We start from the raw sequence: 18,736 nt of genomic DNA, 5'->3' as shown, positions 1-18,736 counted from the left end.
GGAACCGCCGTGCACGTCACCCAGCCCACCCCGCACGCCCTCGTCGAGCGCCTGACCGCCCCCGGCTGCCCGCCGTTCGCGCTGCTGCACCGCCGTACGCCCGGCCGCCCGGACGCCGTGGTGGAGGTGCTGCTCGGCCCGGTCGGGTCCGTCGAGCGGCTGGCCGACATCCCTCTGCCGACGGGTGCGCCCGCCGACGGCTCCCCGGCCACCGACGCGCTCGCCCTCGTCCCGTTCCGGCAGATCCGCGAGCGCGGCTTCGACGTCCACGACGACGGCACCCCGCTGACCGTCCTGCGGCCCGACGAGTCGTACGCGTTCGCGCTCGCCGACCTGCTGGCCGCGCTGCCCGACCGCGAGGTACGCGTCGAGGGCGGCGACTTCGACGTGGACGACGACACGTACGCGGGCATCGTCGAGCGGGTCATCGAGGACGAGATCGGGCGCGGCGAGGGCGCCAACTTCGTGATCCGCCGCACCTTCCGGGGCACGGTCGCCGACCACGGCCCGGACGCGGCACTCGCGCTCTTCGCCCGGCTGCTGCGCGGCGAGCGCGGCGCGTACTGGACGTATGTGGTGCACACGCCCGAGCGCACCCTGGTCGGGGCGAGCCCCGAGGTGCACGTACGGATGTCGGGCAGCGCGGTGGTGATGAACCCGATCAGCGGCACCTACCGCTACCCGGCAGAAGGGCCGTCGGCCGAGGGGCTGCTGGCGTTCCTGCACGACCCGAAGGAGGTGGAGGAGCTGACGATGGTCGTGGACGAGGAGCTGAAGATGATGTGCACCGTCGGCGACCTCGGCGGGGTCGTCGTCGGCCCGCGGCTGAAGGAGATGGCCCATCTCGCGCACACCGAGTACGAGTTGCGCGGGCGCTCCACCATGGACGTGCGGGACGTGCTGCGCGAGACGCTGTTCGCCGCGACCGTGACCGGCTCACCGGTGCAGAACGCGTGCCGGGTCATCGAGCGCTACGAGCCGGTCGGGCCCGACGGCGCGGGGCGCGGCTACTACGCGGGCGCGCTCGCCCTGCTCGGCCGCGACGCGGGCGGCGCGCAGACCCTGGACTCGCCGATCCTCATCCGCACCGCCGACATCTCCCCGGCCGGGGAGCTGAAGGTGCCGGTCGGCGCGACCCTCGTCCGGCACTCCGATCCGTACGGCGAGGTCGCCGAGACCCACGCCAAGGTCGCCGGGGTGCTGACCGCCCTCGGGGTCCGCCCGGCCCCCGCGGCCCCGGCGAGCGGGGTACGGCCGAGGCTGGCCGACGACATCCGGGTACGGGCGGCGCTGGACGCCCGGCGGGCGCACCTCGCCCCGTTCTGGCTGCGGATGCGGACCGCGCGTACGGACGAGGCGCCGCCGGCCGGGCACGCGCTGGTGGTGGACGGCGAGGACACCTTCACCGCGATGCTCGCGCACGTCCTGCGCTCCTCGGGGCTGGCCGTGACGGTACGGCGCTTCGACGAGCCCGGTCTGCGGGAGGCCGCCCTGGGCCACCCGGGGCCGGTCGTCCTCGGCCCCGGGCCCGGCGACCCGTCGGACACCGCCGACCCCAAGATGCGGCTGCTGCGCGGCCTGGCGGCCGATCTCGTCGCCCGGCACCGGCACGGCATCCTCGGGGTCTGCCTCGGCCACGAACTGCTCGCCGCCGAACTCGGCCTCGACATCGTCCGCAAGGCGCGTCCCGCGCAGGGTGCCCAGGAGCGGATCGACTTCTTCGGGCGCCCCGAGACCGTCGGCTTCTACAACACCTTCACCGCCCGCTGCGCCCCCGGTTCCGCCGTCGCGGAGGAACTGGCCATGCACCAGGTCGAGTTGAGCCTGGACCCCGCCACCGGCGACGTCCACGCCCTGCGCGGCCCCGGCTTCGCCGGCGTCCAGTTCCACCCCGAGTCCGTCCTGACCCTGAACGGCCCCGCCGTGGTGGCCGAGCTGCTGACGTCGGTGACGGTCGCCTGAAGGTCCGCCCAGCGAGCGGCGGTTCCTCGTTCCTCAGGGGCGCGAGGAACCGCGCGGCCACGTCCCACCGGCCGGTGGGAGGGATCAGACCGCGAGCGGCTCGGCCTGCGGGGCGAGCGCCGCCACGCTGTGGCTGATCGCGCAGCTCCCCGCGCTCCTCGGGGGCAGCGTCATGAGCGCGGTCACCGCACGCAGCATCGACGCGCCGTCCGCCGTGCCGTCGAGCACGAGATCGGCACGGGCCCGGGACGGGGCGACGTAGGCCGCGTGGCGTTCGCGTCCGCTCTGGAGGTAGTTGAGGAGGGAGAGCCGCGGGTCCTGGCCGAGGACGTCGATCTTGCGGAGGATCTTCCGGGCCAGCCGGATGTCGTCCGGCGTGTCGACGTAGACGCGCCAGGTGGCGCGGGTGACGACGGCGGGGAGGGTGAGGGCGAACAGGCCCTCGACGACGACCAGCCGGTACCGCCCGCCGGAGGTCGCGGCGTCGACGGCCGCCGTGACGGCCCCCTCGTCGATGGAACCCGGATGGTTCCAGTCCAGCGTGTCGGCGCCCGAGGCGCTCCGCGTACGTACCCCGCGCACAGGATCGTGCGCGGGGACGTAGAAGTCGTCGAGATGGATGAGACCGACGGTCTCCGGGTCATGCCGCGCCAACGCCTCGGCAAGCGTGGACTTGCCGGATGCGGTGCCGCCTGCGACCGCCAGTAGGGGCACGTGCTGCCCACTCGCCACACCCGTCATACCGGGCGCTCCTCATGTGCTCAATGGGGGGAAACGAAGCGGCGGGACTGGACAGGTCCGATGCCGGGTGGAGGGAGAATAGGGCGAGGAGATCGCTGGTGACAAGCGGTGTCGGGCAAGCGACGGGCAAAAGAATTTCCGGCGGGGAGCAGCCCTAGCCGAAGAAGACGCCGACCTCCTCGTAGAGCAGCGGATCGACGGTCTTGATACGGGCGGTGGCGTCCGCGATCGGCACCCGGACGATGTCGGTGGCGCGCAGCGCGACCATCGTGCCGAAGTCCCCGTCGCGGACCGCCTCGATGGCGTGCAGGCCGAAGCGGGTGGCGAGCCAGCGGTCGAAGGCGCTGGGGGTGCCGCCGCGCTGGACGTGGCCGAGGACGGTGGTCCTGGCCTCCTTGCCGGTGCGCTTCTCGATCTGTTTGGCCAGCCATTCGCCGATCCCGGAGAGCCGGACGTGGCCGAAGGAGTCCAGGGTGCCGTCCTTGAGGACCATGTCGCCGTCCTTGGGCATGGCGCCCTCGGCGACGACCACGATCGGCGCGTAGCGGATCTTGAAGCGGCTCTCGACCCACGCGCAGACCTGGTCGAGATCGAAGCGCTGTTCCGGGATGAGGATGACGTTGGCCCCGCCCGCGAGGCCGGAGTGCAGGGCTATCCAGCCCGCGTGCCGTCCCATGACCTCGACGACCAGGACGCGCATGTGGGACTCGGCGGTGGTGTGCAGCCGGTCGATGGCCTCGGTGGCGATGTTGACCGCGGTGTCGAAGCCGAAGGTGTAGTCGGTGGCGTCGAGGTCGTTGTCGATGGTCTTGGGGACGCCGACGACCTTGACGCCGTGTTCGTCGTGGAGGGTGGCTGCCACGCCGAGGGTGTCCTCGCCGCCGATCACGATGAGCGCGTCCACGCCCTGTTCGACGAGATTGCGCTGGACGCGCTCCACGCCGCCCTCGACCTTGAGCGGGTTGGTGCGGGAGGACCCGAGTATGGTGCCGCCGCGCGGCAGGATGCCGCGCACGGCCGGGATGTCGAGCGGCACGATGTCCCCTTCGAGGGGACCGCGCCAACCGTCCCGGTAGCCGGTGAATTCGTACCCGTACTCCTGGACGCCTTTACGGACGATGCCGCGAATGACCGCGTTGAGACCTGGGCAGTCACCGCCGCCGGTCAGAACTCCGACCCGCATGGACTCTTCCCTTCGTCGCAAGCCAGCTGTGCCGGATGTGACAAACACCGGCCAAGCTAGCGTGACTTGGGTCACATGTCGCCGTCCAGGTCGCCGTCAAGACCGGCCTCGATCGCGTATCGGACAAGCTCGACGCGATTGTGGAGCTGGAGTTTGCCGAGGGTGTTCTGCACGTGGTTCTGCACGGTCCGGTGGGAGATGACCAGGCGCTGCGCGATCTGCTTGTAGCTCAGGCCCTTGGCGACCAGCCGCAGCACCTCGGTCTCGCGTTCGGTGAGCCGGGGCGCGGCGGGTTCGCCGGTCGTGGCGGGCGGCGGCACGGTCGCGAGCCTGCGGTACTCGCCGAGCACGAGTCCGGCCAGGCCCGGCGTGAACACCGGGTCGCCGACGGCGGTCCTGCGCACCGCGTCGACCAGTTCGTCGCGGCCCGCGGACTTCAGCAGATAGCCGGTGGCACCGGACTTCACCGCCTCCAGGACGTCCTCGTGCTCGCCGCTGGCGGACAGCACCAGGACGCGGACGGCGGGGTCGTCCGACATGACCTGCTTGCACACCTGCACGCCGGAGGCGCCGGGCAGGTTGAGGTCGAGGACGATCACCTGCGGGCGGGCGGCGCGCGCCCGCCTGATCGCCTCGGGGCCGTCGCCCGCGGTGGCCACCACCGTGAAGCCGGAGTCGGACAGATCGCGGGCCACGGCGTCGCGCCACATGGGGTGGTCGTCGACGACCATCACCGTCACGGACTGATCGGTCATGCGGTCCTGCTTCCCTCTGTCTCGCTGAGTACGGGCACGGGCCGGGACACGGGGTCAGGGCCGGATACGGGCGCGGGGTCGGATACGGGTGCGGGGTCGGTGTCCTCCGGCTCGGACACGGGCGGGGGTCCGGGCTCGGGCACGGGCGCGCGGTCGGGGTCGGCAGCGGGCTCGAACGCGGGCGCGGGGCCGGTGTTCTTCGACGGCCCCCTGGGCAGCCGCAGTTCGACCTCCGTGCCCTGGCCCGGCACCGACTCCACCACGGCGGTGCCGCCGAGGTCCCGCAGCCGGCCGCGGATCGACTGGGCGACACCGAGCCGCCCCTCGTCCTCCGCCGCGGCCAGCCGCCCCTCGGAAATGCCCGGGCCGTCGTCCCGCACGCTGACCAGCACCGCGTCCGGCTCGTCCTCGACCAGAATCCAGGCGTGCGCGCCGTCACCCGCGTGCTTGCGCACATTGTCCAGCGCCGCGCCCACGGCGGCGGTCAGTTCGGCCGCCGCGTCCGGTGCGAGCAGGACGGGCGTGCCGGGCGCGGACAGCGTGACGCTCGCCGAGGCGTACGGCGTGAGGAGCGTGGTGAGGTCGTGCGGGCCTGACGTCAGGGCGTCACCGGCGCCGCGCGCCTCGGGCAGCGGGCCGCCGGTGATCAGGGTGCGCAGCGCGGCTTCCTGCTCGCCCGCCATCCGGCCCAGCTCCGCGGCCTCTCCCCCGGCCTGGTTGCCGCGCCGCTGCACCATGGCGAGCACCTGGAGGACGCCGTCGTGGATGTCGCGGGCCAGCCGCTCGCGCTCCCGGGTGGCGGCCTCGATCTGGAGGGCGCGGGCCAGGGTGCGCTCACTGGCCCGCGCGACCTCGACCACATAGCCGATGGCGATGCTCGCCACCCAGATCAGTACGACATTGTGCAGGGTGTCGCGGCTGGGGGTGCCGCGCTCGATCAGGTCAGCGGCGGCGACCAGCGTGGAGGCGACCGCGGCCCACCGCCAGCCGCCCTTGACGGCGAAGGCCAGCACCGAGCCCGCGGTCCATATCGACGGCAGCGTGAAGGAGCCCGAGTCGATCCTGGCCTGGGTGTCGACCACGGCGGTGAGCAGGATGCCGGTGATCGCGACCGTGAGGTCGATGGTCAGGAAGCGCTTGGTGCAGCGCTCGGCCGACATCACGCGGCCGAGCGTGGACAGCGTCCACACCGCGAGCACCAGCATGTACGCGCCGGCGCCGAGCGGGTGCAGCAGGTCGTGGTACGCGTAGACGTACAGCGACAGCGCGTAGCCGAGGGTCAGGACACGGTAGGCGACCAGCGCGCGCCACAGCGGCTGTTCGACGGACATCCTCATGCCGGGTCCCCTCCCCCGCGGCCGGTCACTGGCCTGCGGGTTGCTCCTGCTTTATGTCGCCGGGGCCGCCCTCGCCGGTTCCCCCGGAGCCGGAGTCCCCGGAGCCGGAGTCCCCGTCCGTACCGGATTCCCCGCCCGTACCGGAGTCGCGGCCCCCGGCCTTCTCCAGTTCGGCGGCGCGCTTGGCGGCCTCGGCGATCTGGCGCTTGGCGGCGGTGGCGTAGATGTCCACGTACTCCTGGCCGGACAGCTTCATGATCTCGTACATCACCTCGTCGGTGACCGAGCGCAGGATGAAGCGGTCGCCCTCCATGCCGTGGTAGCGGCTGAAGTCCAGCGGCTTGCCGATCCGGATGCCGGGGCGGATGGAGAGTTTGGGCATCACCTGGCCGACCGGCTGCACCTTCTCGGTGTCGATCATCGCGACCGGGATCACCGGGGCGCCGCTGGCCAGCGCGACACGGGCGAGCCCGCCGGGCTTGCCGCGGTAGAGGCGGCCGTCGGGCGAGCGGGTGCCCTCGGGGTAGATGCCGAACAGCTCACCGCGCTCCAGCACCGCGATGCCGCTCTTGACCGCGGCCTCGCCCGCGCCGCGCGCGCCCGAGCGGTCCACCGGGAGCTGTCCGACGCCCTTGAAGAAGGCGGCCGTCAGCTTCCCCTTGACCCCGGGGGAGGTGAAGTATTCGGCCTTCGCGATGAAGGTGACCTTGCGGTCCAGCATCGCGGGCAGGAAGAAGGAGTCCGAGAAGGACAGGTGGTTGCTCGCCAGGATCGCCGGCCCTTCCCTGGGGATGTTCTCCAGGCCCTCCACCCAGGGGCGGAAGGCAGCCTTGAGCGGCGAGCCGATGGCGATCTTCATCGCACCGTAGAACAACCGAGGACCTCCTGTAGCCGACGGGAAGACCTTAACGCCAGTCGGGCCCGGTCTCTCCCCACGCACCCCGGCACCGCGGCCACGCCGTGACGACATCACGGCACCGTCGTGCCGCCGCCATGAAGGTGCCATGGTCACGCCACGGCCGCCCGGGCCACGCTCGCCGCGGCCACCGACGGGGCTTACCGCTTGGTATCCGGTCCGCGTACGCTGAACCTCTCACCTTCGTGTACCCGCGATCGCGCCCTCGAACAGGAGACCCACGGTGCCGCTCATGCCCGGAGCCGAGCCGTACCGCCATGACGGCGGCGAGATCGGCGTCCTGATCTGTCACGGATTCACCGGTACACCGCAGTCCATGCGTCCCTGGGGCGAATATCTGGCCGCCCGCGGGCTGACCGTCTCCGTTCCCCTGCTGCCCGGCCACGGCACCCGCTGGCAGGACATGCAGGTCACCGGCTGGCAGGACTGGTACGCCGAGGTCGACCGCGAGCTGCGGTCGCTGTCCGACCGCTGCTCGCAGGTCTTCGTCTGCGGTCTGTCGATGGGCGGCACACTGGCGCTGCGGCTGGCCGAGCGGCACGGCGCCGCGATCAGCGGGCTCGTGCTGGTGAACCCGTCGGTGAAGGCCGACAGCCTCCAGCTCAAGGCGGTGCCCGTGCTGCGGCACCTGGTGCCGTCCGTGCCCGGTATCGCCAGCGACATCGCGCGTGAGGGCGGCGCCGAGCTCGGCTACGACCGGACGCCGCTGCACGCCGTGCACTCGCTCAGCAAGTTCTGGCCCGTCGTGCACGCCGGGCTGCCGCAGGTCACCCAGCCGCTGCTGCTCCTGCACAGCAGGGTCGACCATGTGGTGCACCCGTCGAATTCGGCGGTGGTGCTCAGCAAGGTCTCCTCGACCGATGTCACCGAGCGGGTGCTCGAGCGCAGCTTCCACGTCGCCACGCTCGACCACGACGCCGAGCAGATCTTCACGGAGTCGTACGACTTCATCCAGCGGCTGTCCCGGCCGGGTGGGGAGCCCGCAGGGGACCTCGCCGAGGGCGGCGCGGCCGACGAAGCGGTAAAGGGGGGTACGGCCGGTGGCTGACCGCGAGGACGAGGGCACCGCACCGCAGGAGGAGCCGGCCCGTCCGCCGCTCGACGAGGACGCGGCGTGGGCCGCGCTGATCGCCGGCTACGACGACGAGCCCGAGCCGGGGTCGGTGGCGTGGCCGGACTCGGAGAACGTCACGGAGACGGCCTCGGGACCCACCACGTCGGGCACGGGTCAGCGGCCGGGCGACCGGTCGGCGGACGGCTCGGGGGCCGGCTCCGGGCGCGCCTCGGGGAACAGCCCGGGGGACGGCTCGGCGGACGCGGAGAAGGACGGCGAGAAGGACGACGAGGGCGAGGCCGGGACCGGCACGAAGGCGGACGCCGGACGTCCCGCGCTGCCCGGCTCCAGCCGCAGCATCGTCGTGCACCCGGTCATCCAGGGTCCGCGCGACTACGAACTGGCCGACGACGACGAGGACGCGCATTACGTGCCGCCCGAGCCGCCGCCGCTGCCCGACGCGGACGTCACCACGAAATTCGCCTGGATCGCGGTCCTGGGCGGACCGCTGCTCATGCTGGGCTTCGTCCTCTTCCAGGTCGAACTCACCTGGTGGGCCATCCTCTTGGGCGTCGGCGGCTTCCTCGGCGGCTTCACGACGCTGGTCGCGCGGATGCGCACGGGAGAGGACGACGACGACCTGCCGGGCGGCGGGGCCGTCGTCTGAGGCCCCGCGTCCCTGACGAGGAGCGGCGGCGGGGCTATCCCGCCGCTTCCACCTCGGCTTCGGCCTCGGCACCGGCCCGCGCGTCCGCCCCGGCCTCCGCTTCCGCGTGGCCCTCCGCTTCCGCCTCCATCGCGGTGGCGGGTACGCGGAGCGCGGCGAGCACCGGCATGTGGTCGGTGGCCGCGTACAGATCGGCCTCGTTGACTCCGGGCAGGCCCAACGGGACCCCGCAGCCCAGCACCTCGATGCCCGGTGTGCTGAAGACGGCGTCGATCCGCTGGAACGGCGCCCGGTGGTTGGTGATCTCGGCGCCCCACGGCGCGGTGGCGTAGCCGTCCTGGAGGACGTCGGCGATCCGGGAGAAGCCGGGGCGGTCCGGCGGCTCGTTGAAGTCGCCGCCCAGCACCACATACGGCTCGCCCATCGCGGCCACCCGGTCCAGTACGTATCCGGCCTGCTCGTACCGCTCGGCGGGCGACAGGCTCAGGTGGGTGGAGACGGCGGCCAGCCGCGCGCCGCCGATCCTGAGCACGGCGGTCGCGAACCCCCGCTGGTGCAGCGGGGGCCGGTGCGGCATGAGCGGATCCTCCACCCGCTCCACATGCGCGCGGAGCGAGGAAAGGATCATCGGGCCCGCGGCGGTCGCCCCGCCGGTCACGTACACCAGGCCGGACGCACGGGCGAGGCGGGCCGCGGCCTTACGCCATCGGAAGAACCGCGGAGCCTCTTGGACGAGGACGAGATCGGGGGCGCAGGCTCGGATCACCCGGGCCAGCGCCGCCGTGTCGTCCCGCATGGAACGGATGTTGTAGCTGAGCACGCGGACGACCGCCGAGCCCCCCGGCTCGGTGGCGGAACTCGGCAGATCCTCCACTGTCACGTGTCAGCCCTGTCGTGCCAGGTCGGCCGCGCCCACCAGCCCCGCCTTGCCGCCGAGTTGGGCGGCCAGCACCTGCGCGTGCGGACGCCACTCCCCGCCGATCAGCCAGCGCCGGAAGGACTTGCGGATCGGATCGAGGACCAGTTCGCCCTCGTCCGACACACCGCCTCCGACGATGAACGCCGACGGGTCGAAGAGCGAGGCCAGGTCGGCCAGCCCCGCGCCCGCCCAACGGGCCAGCTCGCGGAAGGAGTCGACGGCGACCGGGTCGCCCTGGCGGGCGGCGGCACTGATGTGCCTGCCCTCGATGCCGTCGACCGTGCCGTCGCCGAGGGCGAGCAGCACTTCCGCGTTCTCCGGGGTGGCGTTGGCCCGCTGCTTCGCGTACCTGACCAGCGCGCGCCCGGACGCGTACTGCTCCCAGCAGCCCTGACTGCCGCAACCGCACAGCAGCCCGTCGGGCACGACCCGGATGTGACCGAACTCGGCCGCGACGCCGAACCGGCCGCGCCGCAGCTTGTTGCCGATGATGATGCCGCCGCCGAGACCCGTTCCGAGCGTGATGCAGATCACATCGGAATGTCCCTGCCCGGCACCGAACCGGTACTCGCCCCAGGCCGCCGCGTTGGCGTCGTTCTCCACGACCACGGGGAGCCCGACACGCTGCTCGACCTTGTCCTTCAGTGCCTCGTGCCGCCAGTTGATATTGGGGGCGAAGAGGACGGTGGCGCGCTTGTCGTCGACATAGCCGGCGGCGCCGATGCCGACGGCTTCGATCTGGTGACCGGTGCTGACCTGGCGTACCGCCTCCACGATCGCGTCGATGACGCCCTCGGGAGTCGGCGGCGTCGGCACCTTGACGGTCTCGAGAATCGAGCCTTCCTCGTCGACCACGCCGGCCGCGATTTTGGTGCCGCCGATGTCGACGCCGATGGTGAGTCCCATGTGTCCCTCAGTTTTCGGTCGATCCCCGCTTAGGAGAACCGTACCGGAGGGGAGGTCAGTCGAGGTCGATGTGTTCAGTCGGTGAACTCGGAGCGCGGTCCTCGCCCGTCCACCGCGTCTCGTGTTGGGCCACCGCAGAGCGGTATGCGGCGAGCAGTTCGGCTCCCGCGGCCGTCAGATGGTCGAACACATCCGGATTACGGTCCTTGATGGGTTCGACAACTGAACGCACCTGGGACATGACGCCCTGGGCGGCCATCTGTACCGCGGGGTTCCGCAGCGCCCCCAGTTTGTCCGTGACGGCCTCGCCGAACGCCTCCGCGAGGCGGCGCAGCTCCTCGCCCGCGCTGCCGACTCCCTGCCCCGCCTGCTCGCGCCGTCTGGCGTGCTCGGCCGCGATGTCCTCGGCGCTGGCCTTCGCCCAGGCGTCGGCGTCGGGACGTTCCGTGGATTCGCTCATGATCGGCTCCAAAAGGGGCGCTCCGGGCTGGTTGCGTCGGCTCCCTCGACGGTACCCGACCGGCCGACGGGACAGCGGGTACCGGCGGCAGGCAGCCGGGAACGGGCAGCCGGCGCCGGGGAGCCCGGGGAGGGCCGGGGGCGCCCGCTCAGTTCGGCCAGAGCGCCGGGTCGGGCGTGAACCGTACGCGCAGCACGCCGTCCCGCAGCGCGGCGCCGGAGACCGTACAGCGGCGCAGGGCGGACGGCAGCGGCACGATCCGCCGGAAGCCGCCCGCGTCCAGGACGAGTTCGTCGCCGCGGCGGACCAGGTCGAGCCCTTCGCGGCTCGCGCCGGGCAGCGGCAGCGACCACACGACGTGGCCCTCGGCCGCGAGGCGGTCGTCGACGGTCCAGGGGTCCGCGGCCCGCGAACCCGAGACACCGGCTTGCGGAGAGCGGTGCTCGAAGGTGTCGACGGCCAGCGCCGCCAGTTCCGCGGGTCCTCGCGGTTCCGCGCCCAGGTGCGGCAGTTCGCGCAGCGCCACCGCGTCGGCCGCGCAGGTCTCGGCCATCGCCTTGAGCCGGTCCTGCTGGCGGGCGCCGAGCCCGGCGAGGAAGGGGTCGGCGGAGTCGGCGGGCAGCAGCCGGTTGGCGACCACGGCTTCGAGGCGGTGGCCGAACAGGGCGAGTCCGGTACGGGCGTCGCGCAGCACGCGCTCGGCGTGCGGTCCCGGCTCCACGACGACCGCCACGGTCGTCCCGGTGTCCTCGATCACCGACTGCACGGCGGACAGCTCGCGGTCGGCGCGGGCGGCGGCCTCGTACGCCCACTCGGCGGGCATCGGGACCCCGGCGAGCTGGGCGAGCACCGGGCGCAGGGCGCGGGCCGCCTGCCGGTCGGCGGGCAGCAACCGCCGCAGGTAGCGCCGCAGTTGTTCCGGCAGGGCGAGCAGCGCGACGGCGTCGCGCACGGGCGGCAGGTCGACGACGACCAGGTCCCACGGCGGCCGGTCGTCGTGGCCGACGGTGTGCACGTCGCGCAGCGCCCGCAGCAGGGCGAGCGCGTCGGCGCCGGGGACCTCGGTCAGCTCCTCGGGGTCGAGGGGGGCCGCGCCGAGCATGTCGAGCAGGGTGCCGATCCGCTGCTGGAGGTCGAGGGTGGCGGCCCGGTAGGAGGCGGCGGTGTCGACGGCCGCGACCCGCAGTTCCGGCACGCCGTCCACCGCGCTGGGGCGGCCGAGCGCGGGTGATCCGGACAGCGGTCCGGCGGCCTCGGGCGCGGCGGACAGCGGCAGCAGGGCGGCCACGTCGGCGCGGTCGCCGGTGAGCAGCACCGTACGGACGCCGTCGCGGGCGGCGGCCACGGCGGTCGCCGCCGCGACCGTGGTGCGGCCCGCGCCTCCGTGGCCGGTGACGAGCAGGGTGCGGGGCGGTCGCGGGGCGCGGGTCACCGGGTCAGGCCGGGGCGTCGGGCTTGGCGGCGGAGTCGGCCGCGGCGTCGGCGGAGTCCGGCACGCCGGCCGCGTCCCCGCCCTCGCCGCTCCCGGACTCGACGCGCTTCTTCAGGCCCGCGAGCGCCCGGTCGATGATGACCTTCTCCGCCTTGCGCTTGATCATGCCGAGCATGGGGATCTTGACGTCCACGGTGAGCTGGTACGTCACCTCGGTGCGCGTGCCGCCGTCGCGCGGCGCGAGGGCGTAGGAGCCGTCGAGGGTGCGCAGCATCTGGGACTTGACCAGCGACCAGCGCACCTCGGTGGCGCTGATCCAGGTGTACGCCAGGGTGTGGTCGTCCTTGATCGCCCCGGCGTCGAGCACCAGCCGGACCTGCTCGGCGCGGCCTTCGGCGTCGGTGGCGAGGACTTCCGCCTCCTTGACCTCTCCCGTCCACTCCGGGTAGCGGCCGAAGTCGGCGATGACGCCCATGACGGCGGCCGGAGCCGCCTCGATCGTGATGCTCGACTTCGTGTGTTCCGCCATCGCCGTAGCCCCTCCGGGACATCGCATGCCATTGCTGCTGAAGGCTACCGCGTGCAGGTGGGGCGGCCGTCACCGCTGCGGGCGCCGCCGGTCGCGTCCGGCGGCCGGGTCACCACTCCAGGACCCACGGCCGGCGGGTGTGGTTGAAATGCCCGACGTTGACGCATTCGGTGCGGCCGATCCGGGTGCGCGGCACCAGCGGCTGGTGGACGTGGCCGAAGAGCGCGAATTTGGGCCGGACGGTGTGGATCGCCTCCAGCAGCGCCTGGCTGCCGCGCTCGAAGCGCCGGGCGGCGGTGTCGTAGCAGAGTTCCGGGATCGCGGGCGGGATGTGGGAGCAGAGCACGTCGACCGGGCCGAGGGCGGCGACCTTGGCCGCGTACTCCTCCTCGGAGATTTCGTACGGGGTGCGCATCGGGGTGCGCAGGCCGCCGCCGACGAAGCCGAAGACCCGGCCGCCGATCTCGGCGGTCGCGCCGTCCAGGACGGTGGTGCCGGGGCCCGCGTACTCCGGCCAGAGGGCCGGGATGTCGACGTTGCCGTAGGTGGCGTACGTCGGGGCGGGGAAGGCGGCGAACAGCTCCGCGTACTGCTTGCGTACCGCGGACTCGATGGCGGTGCGCCGGTCGGTCCCGGCCCACAGCTCCTGGTCCAGGACCCTGGCCTCGTCGAAGCGGCGGGCGGTGCGCAGCTCGACCATCCGGTCGGCGTTGGCGACGCCGAAGAGGTCGGGGAAGATGCCGCGGGAGTGGTCGGCGTAGTCGAGGAAGAGGACCAGGTCGCCCAGGCAGACCAGCGCGTCCGCGCCGTCCCCGGCCCGGCTCAGGGCCTCGGCAGCGCCATGGACGTCACTCACCACATGGACCCGCATGCGGACACTTTATAGCCGGACAGACCCTAGCGGGTCAGCGGCGGCCCGGCCGGGCGCTGGACTACTCTTCCGGGCAGGAACCCAGCCGCTCCGCCCCGGTGTGTGAAGCGCGTGTGATGTGTGTGTGACGCTGAGAACATCTGTACGGCCCCCCTATCGCCAGAGCTTTACCGATGGGTAACGTCCACGCCGTCCACATCTTCCCTCCGGGTGCGCCGTGGCACCGATGAGGAGCAGCCGCCTTGCGTGAGTTCAGTCTTCCGGCCCTGTACGAGGTCCCCGCGGACGCCAATCTGACGGATCTGATCCGCCGCAACGCCGCTCAGCATCCGGACACCGCCGTCGTCGCCCGCAAGGACTCCGCGGGCCGGTGGCAGGACGTCAGCGCGACGGGTTTCCTCGCCGAGGTGCGCGCCGCGGCCAAGGGTCTGATCGCCTCGGGCGTGCAGCCGGGCGACCGGGTGGCCGTGATGTCCAGGACGCGGTACGAGTGGACGCTGCTGGACTTCGCGATCTGGAGCGCGGGCGCGGTCACCGTGCCGGTCTACGAGACGTCGTCGGCGTCCCAGATCGAGTGGATCCTCAGCGACTCGGGCGCGGTCGCGGCGGTCGTGGAGTCCGAGCCGCACGAGAGCGCGGTGGAGTCCGTACGGGAGCGGCTGCCGCGGCTCAAGCACCTGTGGCGGATCGACACCGGCGCGGTGGACGCGCTGAACGCGGCGGGTACCGACATCTCCGACGCGGTGGTGGACGAGCGCAGCGCGAGCGCGGGCGCCGACTCCCCCGCGACCGTCGTCTACACCTCGGGCACCACGGGCCGCCCCAAGGGCTGTGTGCTGAGCCACCGCAGCTTCTTCGCGGAGTGCGGCAACGTGGTGGAGCGGCTGAGCCCGCTGTTCCGTACCGGGGACTCCTCGGTGCTGCTCTTCCTGCCGCTGGCCCACGTCTTCGGGCGGCTGGTCGAGGTCGCGGCCGTGATGGCGCCGATCAGGCTCGGCCATGTGCCGGACGTCAAGAACCTCACCGACGACCTCGGCTCGTTCCGGCCGACGATGGTCCTGGGGGTGCCGCGGGTCTTCGAGAAGGTCTACAACACCGCGCGGGCCACGGCGGAGGCGGGCGGCAAGGGCAAGATCTTCGACCGCGCGGCGGCCACCGCGATCGAGTACAGCCGGGCGCTGGACACCACGGCGGGCCCGTCGCTGAAGCTGCGGTTCACGCACAAGGTCTTCGACCGGCTCGTGTACGCCAAGCTCCGCGCGGTCCTCGGCGGCCGGGCCACCCACGCGATCTCCGGCGGCGCGCCGCTGGGCGAGCGCCTCGGCCACTTCTACCGCGGTATCGGCTTCACGGTGCTGGAGGGCTACGGCCTCACCGAGTCCTGCGCGGCCACGGCCTTCAACCCCTGGGACCGTACGAAGATCGGTTCGGTCGGCCAGCCGCTGCCGGGGTCGACCGTGCGGATCGCGGACGACGGCGAGGTGCTGCTGCACGGCGAGCACCTGTTCACCGGGTACTGGAACAACGAGGCGGCGACCGCGGAGGCGGTCTCCGACGGCTGGTTCCACACCGGTGACCTGGGCTCGCTCGACGAGGACGGCTATCTGTCGATCACCGGCCGGAAGAAGGAGATCATCGTGACGGCGGGCGGCAAGAACGTCGCGCCCGCGGTGATCGAGGACCGGATCAGGGCGGACGCGCTGGTCGCCGAGTGCATGGTGGTCGGTGACGGGCGCCCCTTCGTGGCGGCGCTGATCACCCTGGACGAGGAGTTCCTGCCGCACTGGGCCGAGCAGCACGGCAAGGCGGGCGCGGGCGTCGCCGAGCTGGCGGCCGACCCGGAGCTGCTGGCGGCCGTGCAGCGCGCGGTGGACGAGGGCAACGCGGCCGTCTCCAAGGCCGAGTCGGTGCGGAAGTTCCGTATTCTGCCGACCCAGTTCACGGAGGAGTCCGGCCACGTCACGCCGTCGCTGAAGCTGAAGCGGAATGTCGTCCTGACGGACTTCGCGGCGGAGATCGAGGCCCTTTACCAGCGCTGAGGTTCTGTCCTCAAACGCCGGACGGGCTGATTTCGGCGAGGGCGCTGTCCATGAGCCGCTCCGCGAGCGCGGTGATCGTCACGAACGGGTTGACGCCGATGGAGCCGGGGATCAGGGAGCTGTCGGTGACGTAGAGGTGGTCGTAGCCGCTGACACGGCCGTACGCGTCGGTGGCGCGGCCGAGCGGCAGGCCGCCCAGCGGGTGGTAGCAGAAGTCGTCGGCGAAGGCTTTGTTGCCGCCGAAGAGGTCGTAGCGGTAGATCGTGCCCTGCTTGCGGTTGATCCGGTCGAAGAGGGTCTTGGCGGCCTTGACCGAGGGCTGGTTCTGGGCGAGCGTCCAGTTCAGCCGGGCGGAGTCGGTGGCGGCGTCGTAGGAGAAGGTGCCGCGTTCGGGGTTCTTGGTGATGGCCAGGTAGAGGCTGATCCAGGTCTCGAAGCCGATCGGGAGCGGGGCGATCTCGGCGAAGACCGGATTGCTCGCGTTGGACCAGTCGTCGATGCCCATGACGGGGATGGTGGACTGGTGCGCCCCGGTGGGATTCCACAGGTAGTTGGCGCGGGCGAGCATGATGTTGCCGTTGCCGCCCCAGGCGGTGCCCACGCTCGCGTTGAGCCGCGGGAGGGTGCCGGTCTCGCGGGCCCTGACCAGGATCTCGGTGGAGCCGAGGCTGCCCGCGGCGAGGAAGAGGTAGCGACAGCCGACCTCGCGGGTCTCCACGACCGCGCCGGTCAGGTCGATCCGGTCGACGGTGAGCACGTACGTGCCGTCGGCCGCTCTTCTCACGGCTCTGACCCGGCTGAGGGTCTCTATGGTGACGTGCCCGGTGCCGAGCGCCGAGGCCAGATAGGTCTTGTCGACGCTGCGCTTGCCGTGGTTGTTGCCGTAGATGACCTCCTGGTCCAGCGCGGACTTGGTGGCGGTGCCCGCGGCCTCGGCCTTCATGTACGAGAAGTCGTACACGTTCGGCACGAAGGTGGTGTTGAGGCCGGCGCTGTGGGCCTGGTCGCGGGAGACGCGGGCGAACTGGTACCACTCGGTGGACTCGAACCAGGCGGGGTCGACGGTGTTGACGCCGAGCATGGTGGTGGCGCGCGGGAAGTACGTGGAGTACATCGCGGTGGAGTCGACCTGCGGGAGGACTTCCTCGAAGTACGCGCGCGACGGGGTGACGGCCATGCCGCCGTTGACCAGGGAGCCGCCGCCGACGCCGCGGCCGACGTAGACGGACATGTCGCCGTAGTGCACACGGTCCAGGACGCCGGGGTAGGGGGTGATGTCCTTGTTGACGAGGTCGAGCCAGAGGAAGGTCGCCAGCGGCGCCTCGGTGCGGCTGCGGAACCACATCGACCGCTGGTCGGGCGAGCTGGTGTTGCAGAAGATCTTGCCGTCGGCGGCGGGGGTGTCCCACAGCCGTCCCATCTCCAGGACGGTGGTGGTGACACCGCGCTGGCCGAGCCGGAGGGCGGCGACGGCGCCGCCGTAGCCGGAGCCGATCACGATCGCGGGGCTGAAGGTGGTGGCGGCGGGCTCCGCCTGCGCGGCGGACGCGGGGGTCGCGGAGAGCGCGATACGGGTGAGGCCGAGTGCTGCTGCGGTCTGGAGGGCGCCGAGTCCCAGAAAGTGACGGCGCGTCAGGTCTGATGTCATGCGCGCATGATGGGCGGGTCCGCGTGAACCCTCCATGCCCATGACGCATGGTCTTTTACGGCGGCCGGTTCTCGTACGACGACGGCGCCGGGACGGCGGCCGTGACCGCGCCCATCGGGTTACAGCAGGGACGTGAGCCGCTGCGCCAGCAGGTCCCAGCGCCAGGCGTCCTCGACCCAGCGACGGCCGCGCTCGCCCATCCGGGCGCGCAGTTCGGGGTCGCGCAGCAGGGTCAGGACGCGGTCGGCGCACTGCGCGGGCGAGCCGCCCGCGACCACCCAGCCGGTCTCGCCGTCCAGGACCGCGTCGGGCGCGCCGCCGGAGTCGCCCGCGATCACCGGCAGCCCCGTCGCGGACGCCTCCAGGTAGACGATGCCGAGCCCTTCGACGTCCAGGCCGCCGCGCCGGGTCCTGCACGGCATCGCGAAGACGTCACCGGCGCCGTAGTGGGCGGGCAGCTCCTCCCACGGCACGGGCCCGGTGAAGCGCACCGCGTGGCCGACGCCGGTCCGCTCCGCCAGCTTCTCCAGGTCCCCCCGGTACGGTCCGCCGCCGACGATCAGCAGCGCGGTGTCCGGCACCTCGTGCAGAATCCGGGGCATGGCCTGGATCAGCGTGTCCTGGCCCTTGCGCGGCACCAGCCGCGACACGCACACCACCACCGGGCGGTCGGCGAGGCCGAGCCTGGCCCGTACCACCGCGCCGCCCGAGCCGGGGTGGAAGGTCTTCTCGTCGACACCCGGCGGCAGTTGGACCATCCGGGCGGCGGCGGCCGGGGTCAGCGCGGCGGCGATCCGGGAGCGGGTGTACTCGCCGAGGTAGGTGAGGGTGTCGGTGCCCTCGCCGATCCGGCGCAGCAGCGAGCGGCTGGCGGGGAGCTGCGCCCAGCCCGCCTCGTGCCCGTGCGTGGTGCCGACCAGCCGCCGCGCCCCGGCCTTGCGCAGCGCGGGCGCCATCAGGCCGAGCGGGGCGGCGGCGCCGAACCAGACGGAGGAGCAGCCGTGTTCCCGCAGCAGGTCGGCGGCGCGCCGGGTGACCCTGCGGGTGGGCAGCAGCATCGAGGTGCGGTCGCGGACCACGGGGAAGGGCTGCTCCGCGTCGAAGCGGGCGACCTCGGCGCCGTCCTTCCAGGTGGAGGTGTAGACGACGACCTGTCCCGGGTCCATCCGCAGCGCCATGCTGTGCACGAAGGACTGGATGCCGCCGGGCCGGGGCGGGAAGTCGTTGGTCACGATCAGGGTCTTGTCCATCGCCGCCGACAGTACCCGCTCACGCGGTGTTCACCCGGCTGGCCGCCACCGGCCGCGTCCGTCCCGC

Annotated in this window: 17 protein-coding genes; 4 read left to right on the top strand and 13 right to left on the bottom strand. The window is 72.5% G+C overall.

What is annotated here, in order from left to right:
- Positions 1 to 9: 9 nt before the first annotated feature.
- Positions 10 to 1,962 (top strand): chorismate-binding protein, encoded by a 1,953-nt coding sequence (locus ACFZAM_RS08110; RefSeq protein WP_391043925.1) that lies wholly within the window; start codon positions 10 to 12, stop codon positions 1,960 to 1,962.
- Between the two features lie 84 nt (positions 1,963 to 2,046).
- Here the strand turns inward: ACFZAM_RS08110 and ACFZAM_RS08105 are convergent, their stop codons facing one another.
- From ACFZAM_RS08105 to ACFZAM_RS08085, 5 genes are all read right to left on the bottom strand, one after another.
- On the bottom strand, positions 2,047 to 2,703 hold the full coding sequence (locus tag ACFZAM_RS08105) for a uridine kinase (RefSeq protein WP_391043922.1): 657 nt from the start codon (positions 2,701 to 2,703) through the stop codon (positions 2,047 to 2,049).
- A gap of 154 nt (positions 2,704 to 2,857) precedes the next feature.
- Entirely contained in the window at positions 2,858 to 3,886 is a 1,029-nt protein-coding gene (locus ACFZAM_RS08100; protein ID WP_355334200.1) for a 6-phosphofructokinase, read from the bottom strand.
- A 71-nt stretch (positions 3,887 to 3,957) separates the two neighbouring features.
- The gene (locus ACFZAM_RS08095) at positions 3,958 to 4,641 is read right to left on the bottom strand and encodes a response regulator transcription factor (RefSeq protein ID WP_188285457.1); all 684 of its coding nucleotides are present in this window, start codon (positions 4,639 to 4,641) and stop codon (positions 3,958 to 3,960) included.
- Complete coding sequence (macS, locus tag ACFZAM_RS08090; RefSeq protein ID WP_391043918.1) at positions 4,638 to 5,978, bottom strand: MacS family sensor histidine kinase; 1,341 nt, start codon at positions 5,976 to 5,978, stop codon at positions 4,638 to 4,640. The genes ACFZAM_RS08095 and macS overlap by 4 nt, the downstream gene beginning before the upstream one ends.
- A gap of 25 nt (positions 5,979 to 6,003) precedes the next feature.
- Positions 6,004 to 6,852: a 1-acyl-sn-glycerol-3-phosphate acyltransferase gene (locus tag ACFZAM_RS08085; protein WP_391043916.1), complete on the bottom strand. Its 849-nt coding sequence runs from the start codon at positions 6,850 to 6,852 to the stop codon at positions 6,004 to 6,006.
- 265 nt (positions 6,853 to 7,117) lie between these two features.
- Here ACFZAM_RS08085 and ACFZAM_RS08080 point away from each other — a divergent pair, with 265 nt between their 5' ends.
- Positions 7,118 to 7,942, top strand: a complete 825-nt coding sequence (locus tag ACFZAM_RS08080; RefSeq protein WP_355334207.1) for an alpha/beta fold hydrolase — start codon at positions 7,118 to 7,120, stop codon at positions 7,940 to 7,942.
- Positions 7,935 to 8,615, top strand: a complete 681-nt coding sequence (locus ACFZAM_RS08075) for a hypothetical protein (RefSeq protein WP_391043914.1) — start codon at positions 7,935 to 7,937, stop codon at positions 8,613 to 8,615. The genes ACFZAM_RS08080 and ACFZAM_RS08075 overlap by 8 nt, the downstream gene beginning before the upstream one ends.
- A gap of 34 nt (positions 8,616 to 8,649) precedes the next feature.
- Here ACFZAM_RS08075 and ACFZAM_RS08070 read toward each other — a convergent pair whose 3' ends face one another.
- The 6 genes from ACFZAM_RS08070 to ACFZAM_RS08045 form a co-directional block, all read right to left on the bottom strand.
- Entirely contained in the window at positions 8,650 to 9,495 is an 846-nt protein-coding gene (locus tag ACFZAM_RS08070) for an endonuclease/exonuclease/phosphatase family protein (protein ID WP_391043911.1), read from the bottom strand.
- Between the two features lie 3 nt (positions 9,496 to 9,498).
- Entirely contained in the window at positions 9,499 to 10,440 is a 942-nt protein-coding gene (locus ACFZAM_RS08065) for an ROK family glucokinase (RefSeq protein ID WP_355334214.1), read from the bottom strand.
- A gap of 55 nt (positions 10,441 to 10,495) precedes the next feature.
- Positions 10,496 to 10,900, bottom strand: a complete 405-nt coding sequence (locus ACFZAM_RS08060; RefSeq protein WP_355334216.1) for a DUF5304 family protein — start codon at positions 10,898 to 10,900, stop codon at positions 10,496 to 10,498.
- 148 nt (positions 10,901 to 11,048) lie between these two features.
- The gene (locus tag ACFZAM_RS08055) at positions 11,049 to 12,332 is read right to left on the bottom strand and encodes an ArsA-related P-loop ATPase (protein ID WP_391043909.1); all 1,284 of its coding nucleotides are present in this window, start codon (positions 12,330 to 12,332) and stop codon (positions 11,049 to 11,051) included.
- A 4-nt stretch (positions 12,333 to 12,336) separates the two neighbouring features.
- Entirely contained in the window at positions 12,337 to 12,861 is a 525-nt protein-coding gene (locus ACFZAM_RS08050; RefSeq protein ID WP_391043907.1) for an SRPBCC family protein, read from the bottom strand.
- A gap of 109 nt (positions 12,862 to 12,970) precedes the next feature.
- On the bottom strand, positions 12,971 to 13,732 hold the full coding sequence (locus ACFZAM_RS08045; RefSeq protein WP_355334223.1) for a metallophosphoesterase: 762 nt from the start codon (positions 13,730 to 13,732) through the stop codon (positions 12,971 to 12,973).
- A 242-nt stretch (positions 13,733 to 13,974) separates the two neighbouring features.
- On the opposite strand from ACFZAM_RS08045, the gene ACFZAM_RS08040 reads away from it, so the two are divergent.
- Entirely contained in the window at positions 13,975 to 15,771 is a 1,797-nt protein-coding gene (locus ACFZAM_RS08040; RefSeq protein ID WP_355334225.1) for an AMP-dependent synthetase/ligase, read from the top strand.
- 10 nt (positions 15,772 to 15,781) lie between these two features.
- On the opposite strand, the gene ACFZAM_RS08035 is transcribed toward ACFZAM_RS08040, so the two are convergent.
- Together ACFZAM_RS08035 and ACFZAM_RS08030 are read right to left on the bottom strand one after the other, a co-directional pair.
- Positions 15,782 to 17,419 carry a GMC oxidoreductase gene (locus ACFZAM_RS08035; RefSeq protein WP_391043904.1) on the bottom strand — a complete coding sequence of 546 codons (1,638 nt, stop codon included), beginning with the start codon at positions 17,417 to 17,419 and terminating at the stop codon, positions 15,782 to 15,784.
- A gap of 119 nt (positions 17,420 to 17,538) precedes the next feature.
- Positions 17,539 to 18,669 carry a glycosyltransferase family 4 protein gene (locus tag ACFZAM_RS08030; protein WP_355334230.1) on the bottom strand — a complete coding sequence of 377 codons (1,131 nt, stop codon included), beginning with the start codon at positions 18,667 to 18,669 and terminating at the stop codon, positions 17,539 to 17,541.
- Positions 18,670 to 18,736 lie beyond the last annotated feature (67 nt).

This window comes from Streptomyces sp. NPDC008079 (assembly GCF_042957385.1).
Lineage (GTDB): Bacteria > Actinomycetota > Actinomycetes > Streptomycetales > Streptomycetaceae > Actinacidiphila.
This window is presented reverse-complemented; position numbering and strand designations above follow the sequence as displayed.